Source organism: Caballeronia sp. M1242 (genome assembly GCF_017220215.1).
In the GTDB taxonomy this organism is placed as follows: Bacteria; Pseudomonadota; Gammaproteobacteria; order Burkholderiales; family Burkholderiaceae; genus Caballeronia.
Map to the genome: position 1 here is coordinate 943,034 of NZ_CP071129.1, position 24,940 is coordinate 967,973.

General features: G+C 66.3%; 18 protein-coding genes, 1 pseudogene and 1 riboswitch. Of the genes and pseudogenes, 11 read left to right on the forward strand and 8 right to left on the reverse strand.

The window, feature by feature from the left end; all coding sequences use genetic code 11:
• The first annotated feature begins 77 nt into the window (after nt 1-77).
• The 5 genes and pseudogenes from recC (at nt 78) to arfB (ending at nt 10,792) form a co-directional block, all read left to right on the forward strand.
• Nucleotides 78-3,470 (forward strand): exodeoxyribonuclease V subunit gamma, encoded by a 3,393-nt coding sequence (recC, locus tag JYK05_RS04350; RefSeq protein WP_206467894.1) that lies wholly within the window; start codon nt 78-80, stop codon nt 3,468-3,470.
• 5 nt (nt 3,471-3,475) lie between these two features.
• Entirely contained in the window at nt 3,476-7,198 is a 3,723-nt protein-coding gene (recB, locus tag JYK05_RS04355) for an exodeoxyribonuclease V subunit beta (RefSeq protein ID WP_371826413.1), read from the forward strand.
• Between the two features lie 239 nt (nt 7,199-7,437).
• Nucleotides 7,438-7,629, forward strand: a pseudogene (locus tag JYK05_RS04360) (hypothetical protein); the annotation flags it as partial.
• Nucleotides 7,630-7,798: 169 nt separating this feature from the next.
• Nucleotides 7,799-10,354 carry an AAA family ATPase gene (locus JYK05_RS26265; RefSeq protein WP_241269846.1) on the forward strand — a complete coding sequence of 852 codons (2,556 nt, stop codon included), beginning with the start codon at nt 7,799-7,801 and terminating at the stop codon, nt 10,352-10,354.
• A 30-nt stretch (nt 10,355-10,384) separates the two neighbouring features.
• Nucleotides 10,385-10,792 (forward strand): alternative ribosome rescue aminoacyl-tRNA hydrolase ArfB, encoded by a 408-nt coding sequence (arfB, locus tag JYK05_RS04370; protein ID WP_175939945.1) that lies wholly within the window; start codon nt 10,385-10,387, stop codon nt 10,790-10,792.
• 1,116 nt (nt 10,793-11,908) lie between these two features.
• Here the strand turns inward: arfB and JYK05_RS04375 are convergent.
• The 6 genes from JYK05_RS04375 to thiC all read right to left on the reverse strand — a co-directional run bounded on the left by JYK05_RS04375 (nt 11,909) and on the right by thiC (nt 18,366).
• Nucleotides 11,909-12,847 carry a DMT family transporter gene (locus JYK05_RS04375; protein WP_206467897.1) on the reverse strand — a complete coding sequence of 313 codons (939 nt, stop codon included), beginning with the start codon at nt 12,845-12,847 and terminating at the stop codon, nt 11,909-11,911.
• A gap of 144 nt (nt 12,848-12,991) precedes the next feature.
• A complete protein-coding gene (locus JYK05_RS04380) occupies nt 12,992-14,593 on the reverse strand; it encodes an L-lactate permease (protein WP_206467898.1) in 1,602 nt (533 codons plus the stop codon).
• Between the two features lie 207 nt (nt 14,594-14,800).
• Nucleotides 14,801-14,938 (reverse strand): hypothetical protein, encoded by a 138-nt coding sequence (locus tag JYK05_RS04385; RefSeq protein WP_175939948.1) that lies wholly within the window; start codon nt 14,936-14,938, stop codon nt 14,801-14,803.
• A 267-nt stretch (nt 14,939-15,205) separates the two neighbouring features.
• A complete protein-coding gene (locus JYK05_RS04390) occupies nt 15,206-15,739 on the reverse strand; it encodes a hypothetical protein (protein ID WP_175939949.1) in 534 nt (177 codons plus the stop codon).
• A gap of 211 nt (nt 15,740-15,950) precedes the next feature.
• Entirely contained in the window at nt 15,951-16,163 is a 213-nt protein-coding gene (locus tag JYK05_RS04395; RefSeq protein WP_175939950.1) for a glycine zipper 2TM domain-containing protein, read from the reverse strand.
• A gap of 256 nt (nt 16,164-16,419) precedes the next feature.
• A complete protein-coding gene (thiC, locus tag JYK05_RS04400; protein ID WP_206467899.1) occupies nt 16,420-18,366 on the reverse strand; it encodes a phosphomethylpyrimidine synthase ThiC in 1,947 nt (648 codons plus the stop codon).
• 127 nt (nt 18,367-18,493) lie between these two features.
• Nucleotides 18,494-18,636, reverse strand: a riboswitch (TPP riboswitch).
• A 306-nt stretch (nt 18,637-18,942) separates the two neighbouring features.
• Between thiC and JYK05_RS04405 the strand changes: the two genes are divergently transcribed.
• Together JYK05_RS04405 and JYK05_RS04410 are read left to right on the forward strand one after the other, a co-directional pair.
• Entirely contained in the window at nt 18,943-19,878 is a 936-nt protein-coding gene (locus tag JYK05_RS04405) for an EamA family transporter (protein ID WP_206467900.1), read from the forward strand.
• 318 nt (nt 19,879-20,196) lie between these two features.
• Entirely contained in the window at nt 20,197-20,979 is a 783-nt protein-coding gene (locus JYK05_RS04410; protein ID WP_206467901.1) for a DUF4397 domain-containing protein, read from the forward strand.
• Nucleotides 20,980-21,112: 133 nt separating this feature from the next.
• On the opposite strand, the gene JYK05_RS04415 is transcribed toward JYK05_RS04410, so the two are convergent.
• Nucleotides 21,113-21,247: an entericidin A/B family lipoprotein gene (locus tag JYK05_RS04415; protein WP_175939954.1), complete on the reverse strand. Its 135-nt coding sequence runs from the start codon at nt 21,245-21,247 to the stop codon at nt 21,113-21,115.
• 153 nt (nt 21,248-21,400) lie between these two features.
• Complete coding sequence (locus JYK05_RS04420; RefSeq protein WP_206467902.1) at nt 21,401-22,861, reverse strand: sensor histidine kinase; 1,461 nt, start codon at nt 22,859-22,861, stop codon at nt 21,401-21,403.
• Between the two features lie 164 nt (nt 22,862-23,025).
• On the opposite strand from JYK05_RS04420, the gene JYK05_RS04425 reads away from it, so the two are divergent.
• The 4 genes from JYK05_RS04425 to JYK05_RS04440 all read left to right on the forward strand — a co-directional run bounded on the left by JYK05_RS04425 (nt 23,026) and on the right by JYK05_RS04440 (nt 24,929).
• Nucleotides 23,026-23,202, forward strand: coding sequence for a DUF1328 domain-containing protein (locus JYK05_RS04425; protein WP_159835737.1), 177 nt, complete (start codon nt 23,026-23,028; stop codon nt 23,200-23,202).
• Between the two features lie 100 nt (nt 23,203-23,302).
• Complete coding sequence (locus JYK05_RS04430) at nt 23,303-23,464, forward strand: DUF1328 domain-containing protein (protein ID WP_040048814.1); 162 nt, start codon at nt 23,303-23,305, stop codon at nt 23,462-23,464.
• A 158-nt stretch (nt 23,465-23,622) separates the two neighbouring features.
• Complete coding sequence (locus JYK05_RS04435) at nt 23,623-24,198, forward strand: bacterioferritin (RefSeq protein ID WP_175939956.1); 576 nt, start codon at nt 23,623-23,625, stop codon at nt 24,196-24,198.
• A 98-nt stretch (nt 24,199-24,296) separates the two neighbouring features.
• Nucleotides 24,297-24,929 carry a response regulator transcription factor gene (locus JYK05_RS04440; RefSeq protein WP_175939957.1) on the forward strand — a complete coding sequence of 211 codons (633 nt, stop codon included), beginning with the start codon at nt 24,297-24,299 and terminating at the stop codon, nt 24,927-24,929.
• The last annotated feature ends 11 nt before the right edge of the window (nt 24,930-24,940 follow it).

A 24,940-nucleotide genomic window follows, 5' to 3' on the forward strand; every position in this document is an offset into this window, starting at 1 on the left:
ACCCTTTGTTATGCTGGCGCTTGATTTGACAAAGCTTTGCCTTTCGCGGCTTTCAGCGCGCATCCCGACCGCCTTCCATGCTCGAACTCTTCTACTCGAATCGCCACGAGACGCTTGCTGCCGCGCTCTTCGAAGACCTCGACGCCTTCGCCATGCGCGAGAGCGATCCGTGCGCGAGCGAGGCCGTGATCGTGCCGAGCGCGGCCGTGCGCCGCCGCCTGGAACTCGACATGGCCGAGCGTTTCGGCATCTGCGCGAACGTGCAGTTCTGCTATCTCGCGCAGTGGCTATGGTCGCAAATCGGGCGCGTGCTGCCGGTTCCCGCGCATTCGCCGTTCGCGCCGGACCGGCTCGCGTGGCGCTGCTATCGCCTGTTCGACGAACCCGCGTTCCGCGAGGCGCCACGCCTGTCGACGTATCTGAACGCCGCCGACGATTCAATGCGCTACGAACTCGCGCGCCGCATCGCGACGGTGTTCGATCACTATCTGACGTATCGCCCGGAATGGCTCACGCACTGGCAGGCAGGCGGCTCGATCCTCGCGGGCGGCGGCGCGCAGATCGACGCGCGCGGGCCGCGTCTTGCCGGCGCAAGCGACATCCAGCGTCAGGACGAACACTGGCAGGCGGCGCTGTGGCGCGCGTTGCTGGAAGACCTCGCAGCGCCCGATCGCGAGCATGACCCGACGCCGCCCGCTTACCGTTTTCTGGCCGAAGCGCCGCGCTTCGACCTCGATACCGCGATGCGCGCCGAGTGGCCGCGCCGCATCAGCGTCTTCGCGCTGCCGACCATGCCGCCGCTGCATATCGCGCTCTTGCGCGAGCTGTCGCGCTGGATCGACGTGCGTATCTACGCGCTCAATCCGTGCGGCGAATTCTGGTTCGACATCGTGAGCGAGGCGCGCGTCGAGCAATTGCAGCTGAAGGGCGAGGCGGACTTTCAGGAGGTCGGTCATCCGCTGCTCGCGGAGTGGGGCCGGCAGACGCAAGCGCAGCTGCATATGCTCAACGAGCTGACGGAAAGCACCGCGTCCAGCGAACGCGAACTGTTCGAAGAGAACCCCGCGCCGACGTGGCTCGCGCGCGTGCAGAACGGCATCCTCACGCTCGATGAAGACAACGCCTCGCCGCTGCCGGAAGAGATCGTCGATACGGGCGTCGAAGTCCACGTTTGCCATAGCCTCTCGCGGCAGTTGGAAGTGCTCCACGATCGCCTGCTCGACTGGTTCGACTCGATAGAAGGCCTGGAACCGTCCGACGTGCTCGTCGCCTTTCCGGATCTTGCTGCGGCGGGCCCGCTGATCGACGGCATCTTCGGCACCGCGCCCGCCGGGGCGAGCCACGAGCGGCGGCGCATTCCGTATCGCATCACGGGCTTGCCGCCGTCGCAGGCGAATCCCGTCGCGCGCGCGATGCTCGACTGGCTCGCGCTCGCCGAGCGCGGCGTCGGTGCGCCGGAGCTGATCGAATGGCTGCGCGTCGATGCGATCGCCACGCGCTACGGCATCGACGCCGCATCGCTCGAAACGGCGCAGGAGTGGCTGGCGCAGGCGGGCGCGCGTCGCGGGCTGCGGCCCGACGAGGTCACGAGCGAGCATGTGCCCGCCGCGCGCCACACCTTCGCAGACGCGCTCACGCGGCTCTACCTCGGCTATGCGCTGCCCGGCGGCGGCGCGCCGGTCGCGGACTGGTTGCCGGTGGAAGGCGCGCAAGGCTCGGAGGCCGAACTGCTCGGGCGGCTGACGCGCTTCATCGACGACATCGACGCCTTCGCGAAAGAGATCGAAACGCCGCGCAACGCGCGTGCGTGGGGCGAGTTGCTGCAAGGCGCGCTCGAACGTTTCTTCGATGCAGGCGTCGCGTTCAACGACACCATCGGCGACGTGCGCCACGCCATCGACGCGCTGATCGCCGCGATCGACGAAGGCGCGCGCGATACGCCAGTGCCGGCCGCCGTCATCCGCACCGCGCTCACCGATACGCTCGACGATCCGGCGCGCGGCGGCGTGCCGTGGGGCGGCGTCACGTTCTCGTCGCTCACGAGCTTGCGCGGCTTGCCGTATCGCGTCGTGTGCCTGCTCGGCATGGACGACGGCATGCTGCCGAGCCTCGCGCGCGCCGACGAGTTCGATTTGATGGCGCGCTTCGGCAAGCTCGGCGACCGTCAGCGGCGCGACGACGAGCGCAATCTCTTCCTCGACCTGATGCTGGCCGCGCGCGACCGGCTGATGATCGCGTACACGGGGCGCAGCATTCGCGACAACGCCGTGCTGCCGCCTGCCGCGCTCATCGACGAATTGCTCGATTATCTGGCGCAGGCGGTCGTGGGCAAGCATGCGGCGCCGGAAGCGCTGCGCGAGGCGCGCGCCTTGTTCGTCCACGAGCATCCGCTTCAGCCGTTCGCGCCCGAGTATTTCGAGCCCGGCGGCCGCCTTTTCACGTACGAGCCCGAGCGGGCGGAACTGGCGCGCGCGCTCGCGGCAGGGCGCACGCAGGGCAGCCCGCCGTTCTTCGATGCGCCGCTGCCGCAGGAAGAGGACGAAGACATCGTCGCGTTCGACGACTTCGTGCGCTTCTGGCGGCACCCGGCGCGGGCCCTGTTGCGCGATCGCTTGGGTATTGCGCTCGTCGATGCCGATGCGGAGCTCGACATCACCGAGCCGTTCGAACTGGGCTTCGCGGGCCGCGATGCGCTCGCGGCCCGCGTGCTGCCGTCGCTGCTGGATGCCACGGACGATGCCGCCGCGCGCGCCCGCGAACGCGCCCGCCACGTCGCGCGCACGAGCCCCGAGATGCCGGGCGGCGCGACGGGCGCGGTCTGGCAGGCGCGCGAGATGCACGCGCTCGCGCATCTGGCGGACCGCATCCGCGTGTCGGTGGCGGAAGGCGTGACGCGGCTGCCGTTCGTGCTCGACATCGCGCCGCGCTGGCCGGACACGGCCGGCGTGCCACTCTTCGCGAAGTACGACGACGCGCTCATCGACGAGCGGCCGTTCACGCTCGCCGGCACGCTGAGTCGACTGACGCCGCAAGGGCAGGTGATCTACCGCTACGATCAGCCGCGCGCCCGCGATTACCTGTCGGCGTGGCTCGCGCATCTGGCCTATTGCGCGGCGCTGCCGGACGGTCCGCGCCGCACCATCTGGCACGGGCGCGGCGCGCAGTCGGCGGATTTCGAACTTGCGCCCGTCGCCGATCCGCTCGCGCATCTCGGCACGCTCGCGGCGCTGTATCGCGCGGGACGACGCATGCCGCTGCGTTTCTTTCCGAAGAGCGCATGGCTCAAGCTGACCGAAGGCGATGCCAAAGCGCATGCCGCGTGGGAGTCCGATCGCACGCGCGCAGAGTCCGACGATCCGGCGTATCGCATCGTGTTTCGCGGTGAATCTCTAGCGCTCGACGAACGCTTCGCCGCGCTCGCGCGCATCGTCTTCGAACCGCTTCGAGAGCATCTGCGGAGCGGCGCATGACCACCATGACTGACGTTGTGAATCACGAAACCGTGCGGGAACTCGACGTCTTCGCCTGTGGGCTCGATGGCGTCAACCAGATCGAGGCGTCGGCCGGAACGGGCAAGACGTGGAACATCTGCGCGCTGTACGTGCGCCTGCTGCTGGAAGAGCAGTTGAGCGTCGAGCGCATCCTCGTCGTCACCTTCACGAAGGCCGCGACCGCCGAACTGCACGAGCGCATTCGCACGCGGCTCGCGGGTGTCGCGCATGCCATCGAAAACGGCGACGCGGCGGGCGATCCGTTCATCGAGCGGCTCTTCGAAACCACGCTCGAACAGATGGACCCGGAAGAGGCGCTGCAACGCATCCGCATCGCGCTGCATAGCTTCGATCAGGCCGCGATCCACACGATCCACGCGTTCTGCCAGCGCGCATTGCAGGAAGCGCCGTTCGCCGCCGCCATGCCGTTCGCGTTCGACATGGAAGCCGACGACAGCACGCTGCGCTTCGAACTCGCCGCCGATTTCTGGCGCGAGCGCGTTGAGCCTGCGGCGGCGCGCGTGCCTTCGTTCGCGTCGTGGCTTGTCGCGAAGGGCGCGGGGCCTGCATCGCTCGATGCACAGCTCGCGCGACGCCTGAAGAAACCGCTCGCGACACTGCGCTGGGGCAATTTCGCCGATGGACAAGCCGCCGAAGCGGCCGACGCAAAGGCGCTGTTCGACGAAGCCTGCGCGCTGTGGCACGCCGAGCGCGACGCGATCGCGAAGCTGCTCTTCGACGCCGAGGCCATGCTGAAGCAGACCTCGCACAAACGGTCGATGATCGAAGCGGCCATCGACGCGTGGGCCGAGTATTTCGCCGATGCCGACTGTCACGCGCCGCCGCCGAAAGACGCGCTGAAGATCACCGCGTCGGCGCTGGCGAAGGGCACGAAGGTCAAGCACACGCCGCCCGCGCATCCGTTTTTCGAACACGCGGAGACGCTCGCCGCGGCAGCCGCTGCTGCAGAAGCGTCGCAGCGCGCGCTGTGGCTCGATCTCGTGCGCGAGTGGCTCGACTACGCGCCGGGCGAGTTGTCGGCAAGAAAGCGCGCGCGCCGCGTCGTCTCGTTCGACGACCTGCTCTCGAACCTGCATCACGCGCTCGTCAAACATGCATGGCTTGCCGAGGCGTTGCGCGAGCGTTATCCGGCGGCGCTCATCGACGAGTTTCAGGACACGGACCCGCTGCAATACGCCATCTTCAATCGCGTTTTCGCGCCGCACGGGCCGCTCTTTCTCGTCGGCGATCCGAAGCAGGCCATTTACAGCTTTCGCGCCGCCGATCTCCACACATATCTCGCGGCGCGCGAGGGCGCGAGCGCGCGCTACACGCTTGCGGTGAACCAGCGGTCGACGGCGCGGATCATCGAGGCGTGCAACCGCGTGTTCGGCGCGAATCCGTCGGCGTTCATCCTCGAAGGGCTCGACTATCAGCCGGTGCGCGCGGGCACGCGCTCGCGCGGCCCGTTCGTCGATGCGACGCCCGCCGCCGCGTACTCCGATTTCGCTGATTTTTGCGTGTGGATGCTGCCGCACGGCGATTCGGCGCTCTCGAAGGGGAACGCGCAGCGCGATGCGGCCGAAGCGTGCGCCGCCGAAATCGCGCGGCTCTTGCGCGGCGCGCAACGCGGCGAAGTGAGCATCGGCGACGAGCCGCTTCGCGCGGGAGATATCGCGGTGCTCGTGCAGACGCACCGGCAGGGCAGCATGGTGAAGCGCGTGCTCGCGGCGTGGGGCGTCGGTAGCGTGGAACTCGCGCAGGCGTCGGTGTTCGGCTCGCTCGACGCCGAGCAGATCGAACGCGTGCTCGCCGCCATCGACACGCCGGGCGACTTGCGGCGGCTGCGCGCCGCGCTCGCGACCGACTGGTTCGGGCTCGATGCCGGCGCGCTTTGGCGTCTGGAGCATGCGGTCTCCGCAGCGGATTCGAATGACGGCGCCAATGATTCAACGAACTGGGTCGAGCGTTTCTCGCGCTATCGCACCATTTGGCACGAGCGCGGCTTCGCGGTGATGTGGCGCACGCTGACGCGCGAACTGTCGATCGCCGCGCGCCTCGTCACGCGGCCGGACGGCGAGCGCAGGCTCACGAACATCAACCATCTGGCGGAACTGTTGCAGGCGCGCTCGGCCGAGCAGCCCGGCATCGCGCCGACGCTGCGCTGGCTGGCCGCGCAGCGCGCCCAGCAAGGCGGCGGCGAGGACGCGCAGTTGCGGCTGGAGTCTGACCGCAATCTCGTGCAGATCGTGACGATCCACAAGTCGAAAGGGCTGGAGTACGCGGTCGTGTTCTGCCCGTTCCTGAACGACGGCGCATCGCGCGACGCGCCGAAGTCCGGCTTGCCCGACGCGAAGGAGTATCACGACGAAGCGGGCGAGGCGGTGCTGCACTACGGCATCGACGAGGACGAATCGAAGGAGGTGAGCGCCGCCATCGCCCGCGAGCAGGCGGCCGAGCGCGCGCGCCTCGTCTACGTGGCGCTGACGCGGGCGGTGTATCGCTGCTATGTCGTCGCGGGCGTGTATATGTCGAACGTCTCGAACAAGTCGACGAAGGAGTCGCGGCGAAGCGTGCTCAACTGGCTCGTCGCGGGCGCGGGGCAGGACTTCGACGCGTTCTGCGAGGAGCCACCCGACGAAGCGGGAATCGTCGCGGCGTGGCACGCGCTGGAAGCGCAGGCGGATGGCGCGATCGGCGTGGCGCCGTTGCCGGTGATCGGCGCGCGCGAGCCGCTCGCCGCCGAGGCCGCCGGCTCGCACGAGATGACCGCGCGCACCAATCAGCGCCTGTTGCGCGACCGCTGGCGCATGGCGAGCTTCAGTTCGCTGATCGCGGCGGGCGTCCGCGACGAGGCGAATCAGCCGCAGCCGGTCGACGCGCGGCCCGATCACGACGAACTCGCCGACCTCGACGTGCCGGTTCTCCAGCAAGCCGCGCCGCGCGACGAGACCGCGCTCGCCGACGACGACATCCTCGCGTTCCCGCGCGGCGCGGCGGCGGGGGAATGTCTGCATCGCATGTACGAACTGGCGGACTTCACGCAGCCTGCGACGTGGGCCGATGCGATCGACCGCGCGTTGCGCGAGCATCCGACGCCCGCGCCTGAGCCGCTCGCGCGGCGTCTTCGGCCGATGATGCAGCGCCTGCTCGCCGACACGCTCTCGACCGAGATCGCGCCGGGTCTTCGGCTGTCGCAGATTCCGCCCGCGCGTCGCATGAACGAGCTGGAGTTTCTCTTTCCCGCGCCGTCGCTGGACTTCGCGGCGCTGCGGCGGATTCTCGCCGCGCACGGCTATCCCGACGTCGCGCTGGAGGCGGGCGCGTTGCGGGGCTTCATCAAGGGGTTCATCGACATGATCGTGGAGCACGACGGGCGCTATTGGATCATCGACTGGAAGTCGAACTATCTCGGCGAGCGCGCCGCGGACTACAGCGCCGCGCCGCTCGCCGAAGCGATGGCGCATCACGCGTATCACCTTCAGGCGCTCGTCTATGTAGTCGCGCTGCACCGGTATCTGCGCGCGCGGCTCGCTGCATACGACTATGAGACGCACGTCGGCGGCTATCTGTATTTGTTCGTGCGTGGCGTGCGGCCCGACTGGCGCGACGGCGACAGCGGCGCGCCGAGCGGCGTGCATCGCGGACGCCCGCCGCTCGCGCTCGTCGAGGCGCTCGACCGGCTGATGTTTGGAGGCGTGGCATGAGCAACGTCCAGTTGTACGCGCCGGCATCGCGCTTCGCGGATGAAGGCGCTGCGCTCGAGCGGCTCATGTGCGGAGGCGTGGCGGAGCACGATCCAGTTGTACGCGTCGGTATCGCGCTTCGCGGACGAAGGGGCTGCGCTCCGGCGGCTCATGTGTGGAGGCGTGGCATGAGCACGATCGAGTCGAACGCGCCCGCATCGCGCTTCGCGGACGCAGGCGCTGCGCTCCGGCGGCTCATGTATCTGCGCGCGCGGCTCGCTGCATACGACTATGAAACGCACGTCGGCGGCTATCTGTATTCGTTCGTGCGTGGCGTGCGACCCAACTGGCGCGATGACGACAGCGGCGCGCCGAGCGGCGTGCATCGCGGGCGCCCGCCGCTCGCGCTCGTCGAGGCGCTCGACCGGCTGATGTTGGGAGGCGTGGCATGAGCAAGGTCCCGTTGTACGCGCCGGCGTCGCGCTTCGCGGATGAAGGGCGCTGCGCTCCGGCGGCTGATGTGCGGAGGCGTGGCATGAGCACGATGAACCTGAAGGCACCGGCATCGCGCTTCGCAGACGAAGGCGCCGCGCACGACCGGCTGATGTCCGGAGGCGCGGCATGAGCACCATTGAGTCGACCGCGCCCGCATCGCGTTTCGCGGACGAAAGCGCGGCACTGGCCGAAGGTTTCGCGCGGCGCATGGCCGAACTGTCGCGGCGTTCCGGTGCGAACGCAAACGCAGTGGCGTGGGCCGAACGCGCGGCGCTCGCAATCAGCAGCGCGACGGCGCTCGGGCACGTGTGCATGCCGCTCGCCGCGGTCGCGCGCCGTCACGGCGGACGCGCGCGCGAGGTCCGCGAGGCGCTGCTCGCGAGCGGCGTCGCGAGCCTCGCGCGCACGCAGTCGCCGATGCAGGCGGCGGATTTGCTGCCGCTCGTCATCGACGAGGACGGCCGCCTCTATCTCGCGCGCTACTTCGACTACGAGCGGCGTCTCGCGCTCGCGCTCGTCGAGCGGGCGTGGGCCGCGCGGATCACGGTGTCCGGGCGTGAGCTTGCGGCGCACGCCGAGCGCATTACGCGTTATTTCGGGCCGAGCGCGGGCGATGACATCGACTGGCAGCGCGTCGCGGCGCTCGTGGCGCTGGCGGGACGGCTGACTATCGTGAGCGGCGGTCCGGGCACGGGCAAGACGACGACGGTGGTCGGCGTGCTGGCCTGTCTGCTCGACGCCGATCCCAACCTGCGCATCGCGCTTGCCGCCCCGACCGGCAAGGCCGCGCAGCGCATGCAGGAGGCGCTGATCGAGCGCGCGGACAAGCTCCCGCCCGAACTCGCGCAACGCTTGCCGCGCACGTCCTTCACGCTGCAGCGACTGCTGGGTGTGCTGCCGGATGGCGGCTTCCGGCATCATCGGGACAATCCGCTGCCGTACGACGTGATCGTCGTCGATGAAGCGTCGATGATCGATGTCGCGCTCGCGGCGCATTTGCTCGAAGCCGTCGCGCCGACGAGCCGGCTCGTGATGCTCGGCGACAAGGACCAGCTGTCCGCGGTCGAGGCGGGCGCGGTGTTCGCGGAACTGAGCGCGCAGCCGTCGTTCAGTCAGGGCGGCGCGCGGCGCATCGCCGAGGCGCTCGGCGTGGACTACGCGCGCTTGCGGGCGGCGTTGCCGTCGGGCTCGGCTGCGGCTTCGTCGACAGATGACGATTGGGATGGCGAAGCGGTCGGAGCGGAGCAAAGCGCAGACAAGGGCGACCTGCTCGCGCCGCGAGACGCGCGACGCGATGAGCGAACTCCCGTTGGGCCGGCCGGTAGCGCTGCGGCGTTGCGCGCGGGATCGGGGTCGCGCACGCAAGCCGTTTTCGATGACGAAGGCTACGCCGACCTTTTCGCGACCATCGATACGGAGACGTATCCGGAAGACGAACCTGGCGACGGGGCGCGGCGGAACGTCGACGACGAGAGAAGTCAGCGGAAGGCACCGGACAAGCGCAATGAGCGGGTCGACAACGCCGAGTGCGAACGGCGGGACGAGTTCAACGAGCAACGCGAAGCCGATGAGTCTGATAAGCGCGACCGTCGAGTTGAGCGTAAAGACCGCGACGAGGGAAACCAGCGCGTCGAGCAAACCGACGACAGCGAGCGGGACCGACGCAGTGAGCAGGATCGGCACCACGAGCACCACGGCCACAACGAGCATGACGGCCAAAGGGAACGCGACGTGCCCAAACAGCACGCTAATCTGAACGAACCCAGCGAAAACGACAGGCGCACCGCGGCCGACGATCCGAGCCACACCGACGCCCCGCTCACCGATTGCGTCCTCTGGCTTGCGCGCAATTACCGCTTCGGGCTGGATTCGGCGATCGGCCGCTTGTCGATCGCCATCCGCGACGGCGATGCGCAGGCTGCCCTCGCAGCGCTCGATATCCGGCAATCGCCCGCGACAGTTGAAGACGCAGCCGCCGTTCTCTTCGACGACGCGCACGCCGTGCTTTCCGAGCGCACGCTCGCGCATCTGGCGACAGGATTCGCGCCATACGCCGACGCGCTCTCCTCGGTACTCGAGGCGCGGCGCTCCGCTTCAATCACCGCGCAGGCCGACGAAGCCCGGCTCTTCGACTCCCTGAACCGCTTTCGCGTGCTGTGCGCGACGCGCAAAGGCCCGCGCGGCGTCGACGAAGTGAACGCCCGCATCGCGGCAAAAGTGCGGGAGCAAGCCGGCATTGCGCTTGCGCTCGGCGCACAATGGTTCGCCGGGCGGCCGGTGATCGTCACGCGCAACGACTACGCGCTCGGGCTTTTCAACGGCGATATCGGCATTGCGCTGCCGGGCGCGGACGGCGCGCTTCGCGTGGCCTTCCGCATGGCCGACGGCTCGGTGCGCTACGTCTCGCCCGCCGCGCTGCCGCCGCACGATACGGCGTTCGCGCTCACGGTCCACAAGTCGCAGGGATCGGAGTTCGACGAGGCGGCGCTCGTCTTGCCGGGGAGCTTCGTGCGCGTGCTGTCGCGCGAGCTGGTGTACACGGCCATCACGCGGGCCAAGCGCCGGATCGAGGTGATCGGCTCGGCGGAGATCTTCGCGCAGGCGGTGAATGCGCCGACGCGCCGCGATTCCGGCCTCGCGGCGAGAATGATGCGGTTGATGAGCGCCAGCGCTGGGACTTGAGGCGCGTGCCTATTCGAAGGAGTCACTCTCATGACCGATAGCTTCGCGATCGCGCCGGGCGAGATCGAGTTGACGGCCGTGCGCGCGCAGGGCGCGGGCGGCCAGAACGTCAACAAGGTGTCGAGCGCCATTCACCTACGCTTCGACATTCGCGCGTCGTCGCTGCCGGAGCACATCAAGGCGCGTCTGCTCGCGCTCGCCGATAGCCGCGTGACGCGCGACGGCGTCATCGTCATCAAAGCACAGGAGCATCGCACGCAGGACATGAACCGCGCCGCGGCGCTCGCGCGGCTGGACGAACTCATTCGCAGCGTGAGCGTCACGCGTCGCAAACGCATCGCGACGAAGCCCACGCGTGCGTCGCAGGTCCGCCGTGTCGAAGGGAAAGTGAAACGCGGCGCGGTGAAAGCGGGGCGCGGACGGGTGCGGGACGAGTAGGGCGGCGGTGCCGATCCTTGCGCGTGGGAAGGCATGCGCTAGGTGACGTCCGTCGCTAGCGTCGTTCGCGCGAGCATTCCGAGCAGGACGTGCTCGAGGCTTCTAATGCGCCCGCAAAGCCGAGCGTGGATGCCGAGCCGGCATCCGCTTGCCCGCGACCACATCTGCGCATTTCTCCGAGTTCACGAGCGACACGTGTTCATCGGGAATGGCGGCTGCGCTGCGCCGCGAAAGTGGAGCGCAAAACTCGACCGGCTCGTTCGAACGAGCACAAGGACTACCGCGCCAGCGCCTGTCGCGCGCTGGACGGCATCCGCTCAGCAACGGGCGTCGTGGGAGCGGAGCGCATACCGCGCGACTCATTCGAACACGCAGAAAGATGAGCGGGTAAGCGCCTGTCGCGCGCTGGACGGCATCCGCTCAGCAGTGGGCGTCGTGGGAGCGGAGTGCATACCGCGCTGCGTAGCGAAAGTGCGAGCGCAAATCCGCGCGACTCATTCGAACACGCAGAAAGATGAGCGGGTAAGCGCCTGTCGCGCGCTGGACGGCATCCGCTCAGCAACGGGCGTCGTGGGAGCGGAGCGCATACCGCGCTGCGTAGCGAAAGTGCGAGCGCAAACCCGCGCGACTCATTCGAACACGCAGAAAGATGAGCGGGTAAGCGCCTGTCGCGCGCTGGACGGCATCCGCTCAACAACGGGCGTCGCGGGAGCGGAGCGCGGCCCGCGCTGCGCCGCGAAAGTGGAGCGCAAACCCGCGCGACTCATTCGAACACGCAGAAAGATGAGCGGGTAAGCGCCTGTCGCGCGCTGGACGGCATCCGCTCAACAATGGGCGTCGCGAAAGCCGAGCGCAAACCGCGCGACTCATGTGAATGGGTAGGAAGATGAGCAGGCAAGCGCCTGTCGCGCCCTAGACGCCAGCCGCTCAGCGACGAGCGCCGCGAAAGCCAAGCGTGGATGCCGACCCGGCATCCGCTCGACAATCCGGTGGCCAGCGCCGTGCCCGCGCATCCTTCATCACGAGCGACACGCGTTTATCGAGAGAAGCGCGGCCCGCACTCCGCCGCCAACGCAGAGCGCCATCCCGGCCGACGTAGTCCGACGAGTGCACACACTACCGCGCAAGCGACTTCCTCCCGCCAAACGGCATCCGCTTGACCACGCCCGTCGCCAGCGCCGTGCCCGCGAGCACGACCGCGCATCCTTCCATCATCACGAGCGAGACGTGCTCGTCCAGGAAAAGCGCGCCCCACAAGATGCCGAAAAGCGGAATGACGAACGTGACCGTCATCGCGCGCGCCGGGCCGGCCGACGCCACCAGCCCGAAGTAGAGGAAATACGCGATGCCCGTGCAGCACACGCCGAGCGCGATGACCGCCTCCCACGCATGCGCGGAGATCGGCGTCGCGGGCCACGTCATCGCGGCGAGCGGGGCAAGCGCGATGGTCGCGCCGATCATGCTGCCGGCCGCATTCGTGGTCGCGTCGACATCCATCAGGTACTTCTTCGCGAAGTTGCCCGCCACGCCGTAGAGCGCGGACGCCGCCAGCGCCGCCGCGGCCCCCAGCAGCCCGCGCACCGGCAGCGCCGACACGCCCGCGTCGTGCGCGCCCGGCGTCGCAATCTGGTTCCACACGAGCAGCAGCACGCCCGCGAAGCCGATCGCCATGCCGATGGTGCGCATCGTCGTCAGCCGGTCCTTCAACCACACGTACGCGACGAGCGCGCCCCAGAGCGGCGTCGTCGCGTTGATGACGGACGTCGCGCCCGCCGACAGCGTGAGTTCCGCGAATGCGAAAAGACAGAAGGGCGCGGCCGAATTGAGAATGCCGACGACGAAAAGCGGCACGGCGCGCTTGCGCATCGTCGAAAGCGTGTCGGCCCACGGGCGTCGCGCGAGCAGCATCGCGATCAGAAACAGCGCGCCGATGCCCACGCGCACGGCCATCAGCGGCGCGACACCGAACTCGACGACACCCACGCGGATGAAAAGAAACGACGCGCCCCACATGGCGGCCAGGACGACTAATTGAAACAAATTGACGATGGACATGACGTTGCGGACTTCTTCCTGCTGATAAAAGTCCGCGCATGTTACACCGCGCCGCGCGCCGGGAAGCGTTCGTCGAAAGAGAGCGCAAGAAGCAGGAACAAAGCAGGAACGCGCCCCGTCGCCGAACGGGGCGCGGGGGCGTGGTTAGTGCGGGGGAATCATCCACGTGAGCACGTTCTGTTGCAGCCAGACGAGCACGCCGAGAATGATGGTGAGCAGAATGGAATGCTTGAAAGTTCGCGCGAAGACGAGGCCTTCCTTGCCCTTCAGGTCGGTGGTCGCCACGCCCGTCGAGATGTTCTGCGGCGAGATCATCTTGCCCATCACGCCGCCGGACGAGTTCGTCCCCGCCATCAGCACCGGATTCAGATTGAGCTGGTGCGCCGCCACCACTTGCAGGTTGCCGAAAAGCGCATTGCCCGACGTGTCGCTGCCGGAGAGAAAGACCGCGACCCAGCCGAGAAACGCCGACACGAGCGGAAACAGCGGCCCGACCGACGCCACGCCCAGACCCAGCGTGTAGTTCATGCCCGAGTAGTTCATCAGATACGCGAGACCGACGATGGTCGCCACCGTCAGGATGGCGATGCGCGTCTGCACCCACGTATCGACGATCGCCGCGCCGAATTCACGCGCCGGCAGCTTGACGAGCGCGGCCGTGATGATGGCCGCCACCAGAATGGCCGTGCCCGTGGCGAGCGGCTGGAAGTCCCAGATCGCGCCGTACGGCTGGTTGTACAGCGTGATGTAGACGGCCTTGTCGAGCCCCGGCCAGGACACCTTCACGTCGCCGATCAGGAAGATCTTCGCGACCGTCCACACGATCACGACGATCGACACCACGATCCAAGGCAGCCAGCCTTGCCCGCCCGAGAGCGCGGCGCGCGTGGCGCCCGCGCGATCGACGTTGACCGCGAAGCGTTCGTCGGGCGCGGGCTTCCAGACGCGCAGGAACGCAATCGTCAGAATGAGCGAGATGAGCGACGACAGCACGTCCGTGAGCGCGTAGCTGATGTAGTTCGACGTGACGAACTGCGTCAGCGCGAACGCGCCGCCCGAGACGAGCAGCACCGGCCACACGCGCATCATGTTGCGAAAGCCGGCGTACACCGCGATCACGTAGAAGGGCAGGAAGAATGCGAAAAGCGGCAACTGGCGGCCGACCATCTTCGCAAGCGCGTCCGTCGGCAGGTGCGTGACCGCGCCGAGCACGGTGATCGGCACGCCGAGCGCGCCGAAGGCCACCGGCGCCGTGTTGAAAATGAGCGTGAAAGTGAGCGCTTCGAGCGTCGGAAAGCCGAGCAGGATCAAAAGCGAACTCGTGATCGCGATCGGCGTGCCGAACCCGGAGATGCCTTCGAGCAGCGCGCCGAACGAGAAGCCGATGACCACCAGCACGATTCGCCTGTCGTTCGGCAGGTTATCGACCATCCAGAGCCGAAACGCTTCGAAGCGCCCGGAGCGTTGCGCGACGTTGTAGAGCAGGATCGCCGCGAACACGATCCACATGACCGGCCACAGCGCGAAGACGGCGCCCGCCGCGACCGAATTCAGCGCGAGGCCAACCGGGAACTTCCAGCCCGCGACGGCGATGATGAGCGCGGCGATCAATCCCGCGAGCGATGCCTGCCACGCCGGGCGGCGCGCCCAGCCGAGCAGCACCAGCACGATGATGATCGGCAGCGCCGCCACGATGAACGACAGCGCCAGTGAATCGGCAATGGGTGTGAGTAGCTGATGGAACATCGAGTCTCCTTTTTTCTCTTGTTGGCGAAGCGGCGGCCGCAGCCGCCATGCGCGCGGAGTTCGATGTTTCAGTCGCGCACGCCGGCGACGTGCGCCGTCTTAAGCGCCGGCGTAACACGCCCACTAAGAATAGGTGACCGATGAGCCGCGTCAAGCGGTGAAAGCCCGCGTACGCGCCGTGGTTCGTCGGATTGGGTCAGCTGCGAATCAGCCTTCCACGGCTGCGGCTGCGGCCGTTGCTGCGCCGCTGTCGCGGTTCGCGGGCGGCGTCTGCCGGAACACCCAGACAGTCAGAAGCGCGATCGACGCAAGCATCCAAAGCAGAAAAAACACGAAGGCCATCATGTCCTGTTCCCCGAGAACGTGAAGTGGGCGACAGCGGCGCCGTCGCATCGCGGTAAATAGGGACGGTGAATAGCCAGAAACGTGCCAATTGTCTGTCCAATTCCGCCAAAGGCTTGTCAGAAAAGGAAAGAGAGAAGGCGCACCGAGCCGGCGACGCGGCGCATCGGGCGCGCGGCGTCGGAAAATGTTTCAGGTTCGTTACTGGGCACCGGACTTACGCCGGTGAACACGCCAATTTCGTAACGAAGATGAACACGCTCGCCCGACTCAGTGGCCGCGACCGCCTCCGTGGCCGAAGCCTCCATGTCCGCCGTAGCCGCCTTGCCACGTCCCGCCGCCGTGCCAGCCGCCACCGCCGTGCCATCCGCCGCCATGCCAGTCGCCGCCGTGGTGCCAGCCGCCGTGGTGCCAGCCGTATCCGTGGCCCCAGCAGCATCCGCCGCCCCAGTAGCCGAAGCCGACCGAGATCGCCGGATAGCCGTAGCCGTAATACGCCGGATACGGGTACGGGTAATACGGATAGCCATAGGACGGATAAGCGCCGTAGTAGCCGGCATAAGGGTAGACGGCGGAGTAGGGCACCTGTTCGGTCGAGTAGACGATGCCGGTCCCCGGCACCGCCGATGCGCCCGAGGCTCCGTTGGCCGGTAGCGCGAATTCACGCTGCGCATAGATGGCGCTGACCGTGGGGTAACCCGCGCCGGGGTAATCGGGATACGGGTAGTAACAGCCGCTAACCAGAAGTCCCACAGCGAGCGCGGCCATGCCGCTCTTTGCGTGGACGATGCGTGCGGACGTCATGATGCTGCTCCTTGAATTGCCTGCGGGACTCTTCGGGTTCAATGGTCTCGATAGAACCGATCCGGTCCGTTAAAGAGGAGCTTAGTCGATCGATGCATGGCGCGTGGCATGCGCCCGGTGAGGAACGATGGCTGGTATCGCTTCCTGTAACAGACTTGAAACACGTGCGGCCCCGACGATGTCGCGCCGCACGCTCGATGCGCTGCGGCCCTTACTTGCCGACCTGATTGCCGATGACCCCGCCGACGGCCGCGCCGCCCAGCGTCGAAAGCGCGCTGCCGCCGATCACGGCCCCGCCCGCTGCGCCGACGCCCGCGCCGATGGCGGTGTCGCGCTGACGCGTGGTCATGTTGTCGCAACCGGTCAATCCGGCGAAAGAAGCGATGAGCAGTGCTGCGGCGCCGATTTGTTTGATGTTTTTCATGTCGACTCTCCAGTGATGATGGAACGAATCGGCTGCGGCGTGACTTCCCGGACAAGACGACGGTCCGGCGCGCATGCCGCGTTTTTTCGCCGGTTCGTTCGATAGGTAGCAGGAAAGATGCCCGAATCGTCTGAATGAGCGTTCAGCCTTGTCGCAGAAGGCTTTGAGCGGAACGCAGCAAGCAAAACGGCCTGTCGCGCTCGCCGCGCGACAGGCCGTTTTTCCGGTGAGGTTTCAGTCCGTCAGAAACGGCGCATCACGTCGGCTGGTAGATTTCCGCGCCCTTCTTCACGAACTCGATCGCCTTCGTCTGCATGCCGTGGGTGAGCGCGTCGGTTTCGCTCACGCCCTGCTTCGCGGCGAAGTCGCGCACGTCCTGCGTGATCTTCATCGAGCAGAAGTGCGGGCCGCACATCGAGCAGAAGTGCGCGACCTTCGCGGAGTCCTTCGGCAGCGTTTCGTCGTGGAATTCGCGCGCCTTGTCCGGGTCGAGGCCGAGGTTGAACTGATCTTCCCAGCGGAATTCGAAGCGCGCCTTCGAGAGCGCGTTGTCCCGCACCTGCGCGCCGGGATGGCCCTTCGCCAGATCCGCCGCGTGCGCCGCGAGCTTGTACGTGATGATGCCTTCCTTCACGTCGTCCTTGTTCGGCAAGCCGAGGTGCTCCTTCGGCGTGACGTAGCAGAGCATCGCGGTGCCGAACCAGCCGATCATCGCGGCGCCGATGCCCGAGGTGATGTGGTCGTAGCCCGGCGCGATGTCGGTGGTGAGCGGCCCGAGCGTGTAGAAGGGCGCCTCGTCGCACCATTGCAGCTGCAGGTCCATGTTCTCCTTGATGAGCTGCATCGGCACGTGGCCCGGACCTTCGATCATCACCTGCACGTCGTGCTTCCACGCGATTTGCGTGAGTTCGCCGAGCGTCTTCAGCTCGCCCAACTGCGCTTCGTCGTTCGCGTCGTAGATGGAGCCGGGGCGCAGGCCGTCGCCGAGCGAGAACGAGACATCGTATTGCTTCATGATTTTGCAGATGTCTTCGAAATGCTCGTAGATGAAGCTCTCCTTATGATGCGCGAGGCACCACTTCGCCATGATCGAGCCGCCGCGCGACACGATACCGGTCATGCGGTTCGCCGTCAGCGGCACGTATTGCAGCCGCACGCCCGCGTGGATCGTGAAGTAGTCGACGCCTTGCTCCGCCTGCTCGATGAGCGTGTCGCGGAAGATTTCCCACGTGAGGTCTTCGGCTTTGCCGTTGACCTTTTCGAGCGCCTGATAGATGGGCACCGTGCCGATCGGCACCGGCGAATTGCGGATGATCCACTCGCGCGTCTCGTGGATGTGCTTGCCGGTGGACAGGTCCATCACCGTGTCGCCGCCCCAGCGGATCGCCCACGTCATCTTGTCGACTTCCTCGCCGATGGACGACGTGACCGCCGAATTGCCGATGTTCGCGTTGATCTTCACGAGGAAGTTGCGGCCGATGATCATCGGCTCGCTTTCCGGGTGATTGATGTTCGCGGGAATGATCGCGCGGCCGCGCGCCACTTCTTCGCGCACGAACTCAGGCGTGATTTCCTTGAGCGCGTCCTTGCCGAACGCCGCCGCGCCGAACGCCGCCGCGCCGAACGCCTGTCCGGGATGCTGGCGGCCCATCATCTGCGCGAGCTTTTCGCCGTTCGGGCCGCTCTTGCGCAGGCTTTCGAGATACTCGGCGCGACGCTGGTTTTCGCGGATGGCGATGTATTCCATCTCCGGCGTGACGATGCCCGCGCGTGCGTAGTGCATCTGCGTGACGTTCTTCCCGGCGACGGCGCGGCGCGGCTTGCGATGCAGGCCGGGAAAGCGCAGTTCGGCCGTTTTCGGATCGGCGGCGCGCTCGCGGCCGAATTCGCTCGACAGGCCCGCCAGTTCTTCCGTGTCGCCGCGCTTTTCGATCCAGCCGGCGCGCAGCGCGGGCAGTCCGGAGCGAATATCGATCTTCGCGTCCGGATCGGTGTACGGGCCGGAGGTGTCGTACACGTACACCGGCGGATTCTTCTCGCCGCCGAAGCCGTCCGGCGTGTCCGACTGCGTGATCTCGCGCATCGGCACGCGAATGTCGGGCGTCGAGCCGGTCACGTAGACCTTGCGCGAGTTCGGCAGCGGGGCGATGGCGGCGGCGTCGACGACGGCGTTTTCCGACAGAAACTTGGGATTGGCATTCATGTGCTGTCTCTCCTGTGGGACGTGTTGACATGCGAGCGTTGCAGCGCTCGGCTGACTCAGGAGCTAAACAGGGAGGAACGAGACGGAAAGGTACGGGTTCGGAAGAAGTAGTCTGATGCGGCGCGACTGTCGAAACCCGAACGCTTCCCTGCGCTGGCATTATCCAGATCAGGTTCAAAGGGTATTTCTCACCCGCGCCGCGCGAGGCGACTGCGCTCGATGAAACCGGCCGCAATCGCGATGCGCAACGCAGGACCCCCGCGTTAGCAGCCGCCACCATACACCGCAGCGTGGCGTGTTGGCAACCATCCGAAAATTCGTCCGGCGATTCGTCGATCGCGCGGGGCGCTTACTGCATAATGTCGCTCGCCCCGGCCTGCGTGTTTTCCCTGACCGCCCGGCAGCCGCAATCGACGCCCCGCGTCTTGTGCTGTTTCTCCTCTGCGTCCGCGTTCGCATTCCAACTGTTTCGCCATGTCGTCCTGTCTCGTTTGTCGCGCCGGAGCTTTCGCCCGTTCAATTGCCGTCTGTCGGATCGAAGACACGGCTCGGTCTTGCACGCTGGCCGGATAACGCATGTCCAAGCCGCCGCGCCTGCCGTTTTCGTTGCCCGATTGTTTTCCGTTTCGCGCGCCGCGTTCGCACAAGGGACAAGTCGCGCTCGCGCTGGCCGTCGTCTATCTCGTGTGGGGATCGACATATCTCGCCGTGCATCTGTCGCTCGCGTCGTTTCCGCCGCTTTTGCTTTCCGGCTTGCGCAATCTGTTCGCGGGCATCGGGCTCTTCGTGTTCGCGGCGCGCCGCAAGCCGGTCTGGCCGACGTTGGCCGAAGCGCGTAATGCCGCGCTCGTCGGCACGCTGCTCGTCGGCTTGTCCAGCGGGATGCTCGCCTACGGCATGCGGACCGTCGAGACCGGGACGGCCGCCGTGATGGTCGCCACCGTGCCGCTTTTCGCGACGATCATCGCCGCGCTCACGGGCCGGCGCATCGCGAAGGGCGAGTGGGTGGCGGTCGGGCTCGGGCTCGTCGGCATCGTGTTGCTGAACCACGGCGATTCGTCCTCCGGCTCGACCGCGGGCAGCATCGCGATTCTCTGCGGCGCGATCTTCTGGGCGGGCGGGGCGCACCTCGCGAGCCGCGTCAAGCTGCCGTCGGACCTCTTCATGTCGACGGCGCTTCAGATCGGCCTCGGCGGTTCCATTTCGACGACGGTCGCGTTGCTCTCGGGCGAGCGGCTGGCGGGCATCGGCTTCGTGCCGGGGCTGTCGTTTCTGTATCTGATGCTCGTCGGAACGATGGCCGCGTATGTCGCTTACGGCTTTCTGATCCGGCATACGAGCCCGATCATCGCGAGCAGCTGCATGTACGTGAATCCGGTGGTCGCGGTGTTACTCGGCGCGCTGTTGCTCGGCGAGGCGATCACGCGCTGGACCGTCATTGCGACGGTCGTCATTCTGCTGAGCGTGGGGCTTTCTTTCTGGTTCGATTATCGAAGGCGGGGGTTGGTGTGAGTGCCTTCCTTTCGCCGCGCTTGTAAGAAACACGCTCGCGCCGCGATTCGAGGCGCGCATGCCGCCTCGCTCTCGCGCCCCGAACGAATCCTCTAATGAAAGCCGCAGCCTTGCGCGATAAGGCTTGCTGGCGAAGTCGCGCCACTCGCGCACCGCAAAAGGGCACGGCTGTTGCTCCATGTGCGCCACCCGCGAGGCGCGTCATTCCGATGAAACCAAGACGCGTTCTTCGCGGCGAGGACGCGGCGTTGCGGGCCATCCGCCCGCCGTCCGCAGCCTTCACGACACCATCAACGATCACAAAAAGGAAGGTGGCACATGAAGCTCATCCGCACCGTCACGGCGCTCGCTGCCGTCGCTTCGCTCCTGTCCGCATGCGGCGGAAGTTCGGACGACGTCGGCAAGGAACTCGGCCTCACGCAAGCGCAGGTTCATTTCGTCCACGCGATTCCGAGCGGCCCGAACGTCGATTTCTACGATAACGGCAAGGTGCTGCAACCGAACATCGGCTACAAGGCGGTGACCAACTTCGCGAACATCGGCACGGGCCAGCACAACTTCGGCTACGCGGCCGTGAACACGACGACCCAGCTCGCGTCCGATTCGAGCATCAGCAACGCGGCGAAAGGCCACGAATACACGGTCATCGCGCTGCCGGACGCGGGCTTCCTGCCGTCGATCGCCGTGATCGACGATCCGTTCGACAAAGGTCTCCTGTCGACGAGCGCGCGCGTGCGCGGCTTCAACGCATCGGCGAACGCGCAGAATCTCGATCTGTATCTGGTCGCGCCGGGGACGAACATCGCGACGGTCAACGCGACGATGCCGAGCCTCGCCTTCAAGAGCGCGGTCCCGGCGAGCACGCAGGACTCGATCTATGTTTCGGGCGGCACGTATCAGTTGATCGCGACGCTTCCGGGTTCGAAGACGCCGGTGTACAAGTCGGCTTCGTTCAATCTCGGCAATAACGCGGACTGGCTCGTGACGACGCTGCCTTCGGGCAACGCGCTGTCGCAGGTCGTGCCGGACAAGATTCGGGTGCTGGTGGCGCAGGGCGGCAACACCCAGACGCCGGCGCTGGAGTTGCCGGATACGCAGTAAGCGCTTGCGCGTCAGGCCGTCACGAAAACCCGCCCGAGCGGTCTCGGGCGGGTTTTTTAACGCACAAAAAAAATCTCGCCGCGCAAGGCGGCGAGATGACAGGAACTACGCTACGTTGATAGAGCGCCTCAGCTTATTTATGTTCTTCCGCCGAGTTCGAAATAGCCTGGCCGCCCTTCGAAATGTCCTGACCTGCGCCCGAGATGGTATTGCAGCCTGCCAGCGCAGCGGTGCCCGCGATCAGCAGCAAAGCGATGATTCGAGTCATGTTCAATCCCCTTGAAGTAAATGTCTGGATTGGCCGCTGCTTATCGATGGGCCTCACCGGTGTGAATAATCTTAAAAAAGCGCCGGAGCGCGCGCTGTAAGCACACATGTGTTTTTTGTGTCGGCGGATTCCGTATTTCGCGTCGGCATCGTCCTACGCGGCGGCGCGTGCCGGCGGGCCGTCATCCACGTCCGCATCCGCATGCACGCGGTCGCGCGGCATCGACACCCGAATGCTGGTTCCATGCGGCGTCGCGCGCTCTATCTCGAAGCGCCCGCCGCGCGCCGACACGCGCTGCCGCATGCCGACCAGTCCGTGCGTCTGCGTGCGCTTCAAATCCTGCGGCCGGATGCCGATGCCGTCATCGTCGATCGAAAGCGCGACGTTCGCCGGGTCGAGCGTGAGCGCAATGCGAATGCGGCTCGCATGCGCGTACTTCGCGGCGTTTGTCAGCGTTTCCTGCGCCACGCGAAAGAGCGCGATTTCGATGGCTTCGCCGAGCTTCACTTCGTCGTCCGGCAGATCGGCTTCGACCGTCCAGCCGTTGCGCTGCGCGGCTTCGTCCACGAGCGAACGCAGCGCCGTGACGAGACCGAAGTTGGCGAGCACCGTCGGTCGCATGTCCTCGATAATCCGCCGCTTGAGCGCGATGCCCTGATCCAGATTGCCGATGGCGCGCGACAGTTTCTCGGCCATTGCCGGCTCCGATTCGCGCAGCTTGCCGCGCACCCACGCGACATCCATCTTGCTCGCGGTCAGGATCGAGCCGAGTTCGTCGTGCAGTTCGCGGGCGAGTTGCGTCTTTTCATCCTCGCTGACCGATTGCAAATGCCACGCGAGCGCTTCCAGTTGCCGCGTGCGTTCGAAGACGAGCCGATCCAGTTCCTCCTGCTGCGTGATGAGTTCGCGCTGAACGCGATCTTGCTTATCGAGCTGGATGCCGAGATTGCGGAACAGCAGCAGAAACAACACGATGTTCAGCGCGCAGAGCGCGGCCACGCACAGCGTCGAAATGCGCTGATCGGCGCGGCTCGCGTCGAGCGCGTGTTGCGCGCGCTGCTCTTCGTTCAGGCGCAAGAGCGAGAGCGCGGCGTCGAGCGTCATGTCCTTGTCGGCCGATGCATCCGAAGGCGCGGCCGATGGCGCCGCGCTGCGCTCGATGGCGTCGTTGGCCGCCGCGCGAATCTGCGCGAAGCTCGCGAGCGCGGTGTCGTCGCCGATGCGGCGATAGTAGGCATCGAGCGTGGCGAGCGCGCGGCGCACGTGCGCGGCGGTCGCTTCGAACTGGTTCTTGTAGGCGGCGTCCGGTTTCAGCGCGATTGCTTGTCCCTGCGCGGACAGCGTTGCGATGTCCGCGGCGAGCGCCGAAAGCTGCGCGGTCGCGCTCTTGGCGTCGAGCGCCGTTTCGTATTCGGCGGCAATGCGCATGCGGCCCGACTCCAGAATCACGAGCCCGCCGACGGTAATCACGATGGCCACCGTCATCGCGACGGCCCAGCTATACCGATGCATCCATTCATTGATGCGCGCGAAGCCGGCGCGCGTGCCGCGGCTCGCGGGCGGGGCGTCGTCTTGCGCGATGCCGGCAAGCGCGGCGTGGGGAAGGTGGCTCATGGCGTGGTTCTCGATGCGGCGACGAGGCAGATGGCGCGCTTTGCGCAGCCGATTTGAAAGCAAATGTCGGTGGATTCTCACAGCAAAAAAGGAGCCAGCCCGAATGCGCGCGGCAGAACGCGCGGCTAGCATGAGTGCGTCAACCATTCCTACGGGGAGCGATCATGCTGAGATGGGCTCTGTTTTTTGCGATCGTCGCTGTGATCGCCGGCTTGCTGGGCTTCACGGGCATCGCCGCGGGCGCCGCGACCATTGCCAAGTTCCTGTTCGTGCTGTTCCTGATTCTTTGCGTCGTGTTTCTGGTGCTGGGGTTCGTCATCACCAAGAAAGCGGTCGATTAGCGGCTTAGCTTGCTCCATGCCTTGCCATGCCGGGATGACGGTTCGCGCCATGCCCGGCTCCGACCTTGAACGACCTTAGAACAATCACGAGGAGGGTCCCATGCTTCACTACGCAGCCGTTTTCTTCGTCATCGCGATCATCGCGGCGGTGTTCGGCTTCACGGGCATCGCGGCCGGCGCCGCTGAAATCGCGAAGATCCTGTTTTATATTTTCCTCGTCGTGTTCGTCGTGACGCTGCTGCTCGGTGTCTTCAGGACGTGACGTTGCCGAATCGTCGTGCCCGCGCCCGCCCATCGGACGATAGAGCGGAGCGGGCACGCGCCATGCATCGCGGACGATGATCGAATAGCGGAACGCTATGAAGCACGGCGATTCGCTCGACGCATCCGTCCATCCCCCCAATTCACAGGAGCAAACACATGTCCGATTCATCTGCTGTATCGACCGCGCCGGGCCAGTCCAAGGACGCTTTCGTCCTCGATGTGGAAAAAATCCGGAACGACGCGCGGCAGCACATGGACGAAGGCCCGGTCACGTCGACCTACGCCGCCGACCGCGAAACCGTGCTGAAGCTGCTCAACGACGCGCTCGCGACCGAGTGGGTCTGCACGCTGCGCTACAAGCGCCACTACTTCATGGCGAAGGGCATTCACTCTGAGGCCGTTGCGAAGGAATTCGCCGAGCACGCGACCGAGGAGCAGGAACACGCCGACATGCTCGCGGAGCGCATCGTGCAGCTGGGCGGCTCGCCGGACTTCGCGCCGGACAGCCTCAAGTCGCGGTCGCATTCGGAGTACAAGGAAGGCGCCGATCTCATCGACATGATTCGCGAGAACCTGATCGCCGAGCGCATCGCGATCGACACGTACCGCGAGATCATTCGCTATCTCGGCGACAAGGATGTCACCACGCGCCGCATCTTCGAGGAGATTCTCGCCGTCGAGGAAGAGCACGCGGACGACATGGCCGACCTGCTGGAAGGCCGCAACGGGTAAGCGTAAGCCTTCGGCGCGGTGCGTGTTGCGCCGCGCATGGCTTTCACGCCTGCCTCGGTAGAATCACCGTTCTCATTACAGCAGCACGGACGGCGTGAATGATTCGAGTCTTGATAGCCGACGACCATGCGATCGTGCGCAGCGGGTTCAGGCAGTTCGTCGCGGACGAGCCGGACATGGAAGTGGCGGCGGAAGCATCGACGGGCGATGAAACCATCGCGCTCGTACGCGAAACGGCGTTCGACGTGGTGCTGCTCGACATCGCCATGCCGGACAAGAACGGCGTGGACACCTTGCGCGTCATCAAGCAGATTCGGCCGCAGCAGGGCGTGTTGATGCTGTCGGGCTTCCCGGAAAGCCAGTACGCGATCAACCTGCTGAAGGCGGGCGCGAACGGCTACCTGAACAAGGACGCCGCGCCGGACGAGATCGTGCGCGCCATTCGCACGGTGGCGCGCGGGCATCGTTACCTGTCCGAATTCATCGCGGATGCGCTCGCCGACAAGCTCGACAAGCCCGCCGCCGAGCGGCCGCACGAGTTGCTGTCGGAGCGCGAGTTCCAGATTTTCTGCAAGCTCGCGGGCGGCCGGATTCCGACGGAAATCGCGCAGGAACTGCATCTTTCGGTGAAGACGGTGAGCACGTACCGGGCGCGCGTGCTGGAGAAGATGCGGCTCTCGAACAACGCCGATCTGACGTACTACGCGATCAAGAACGGATTGATCGAATAGTGCTTGCGGAG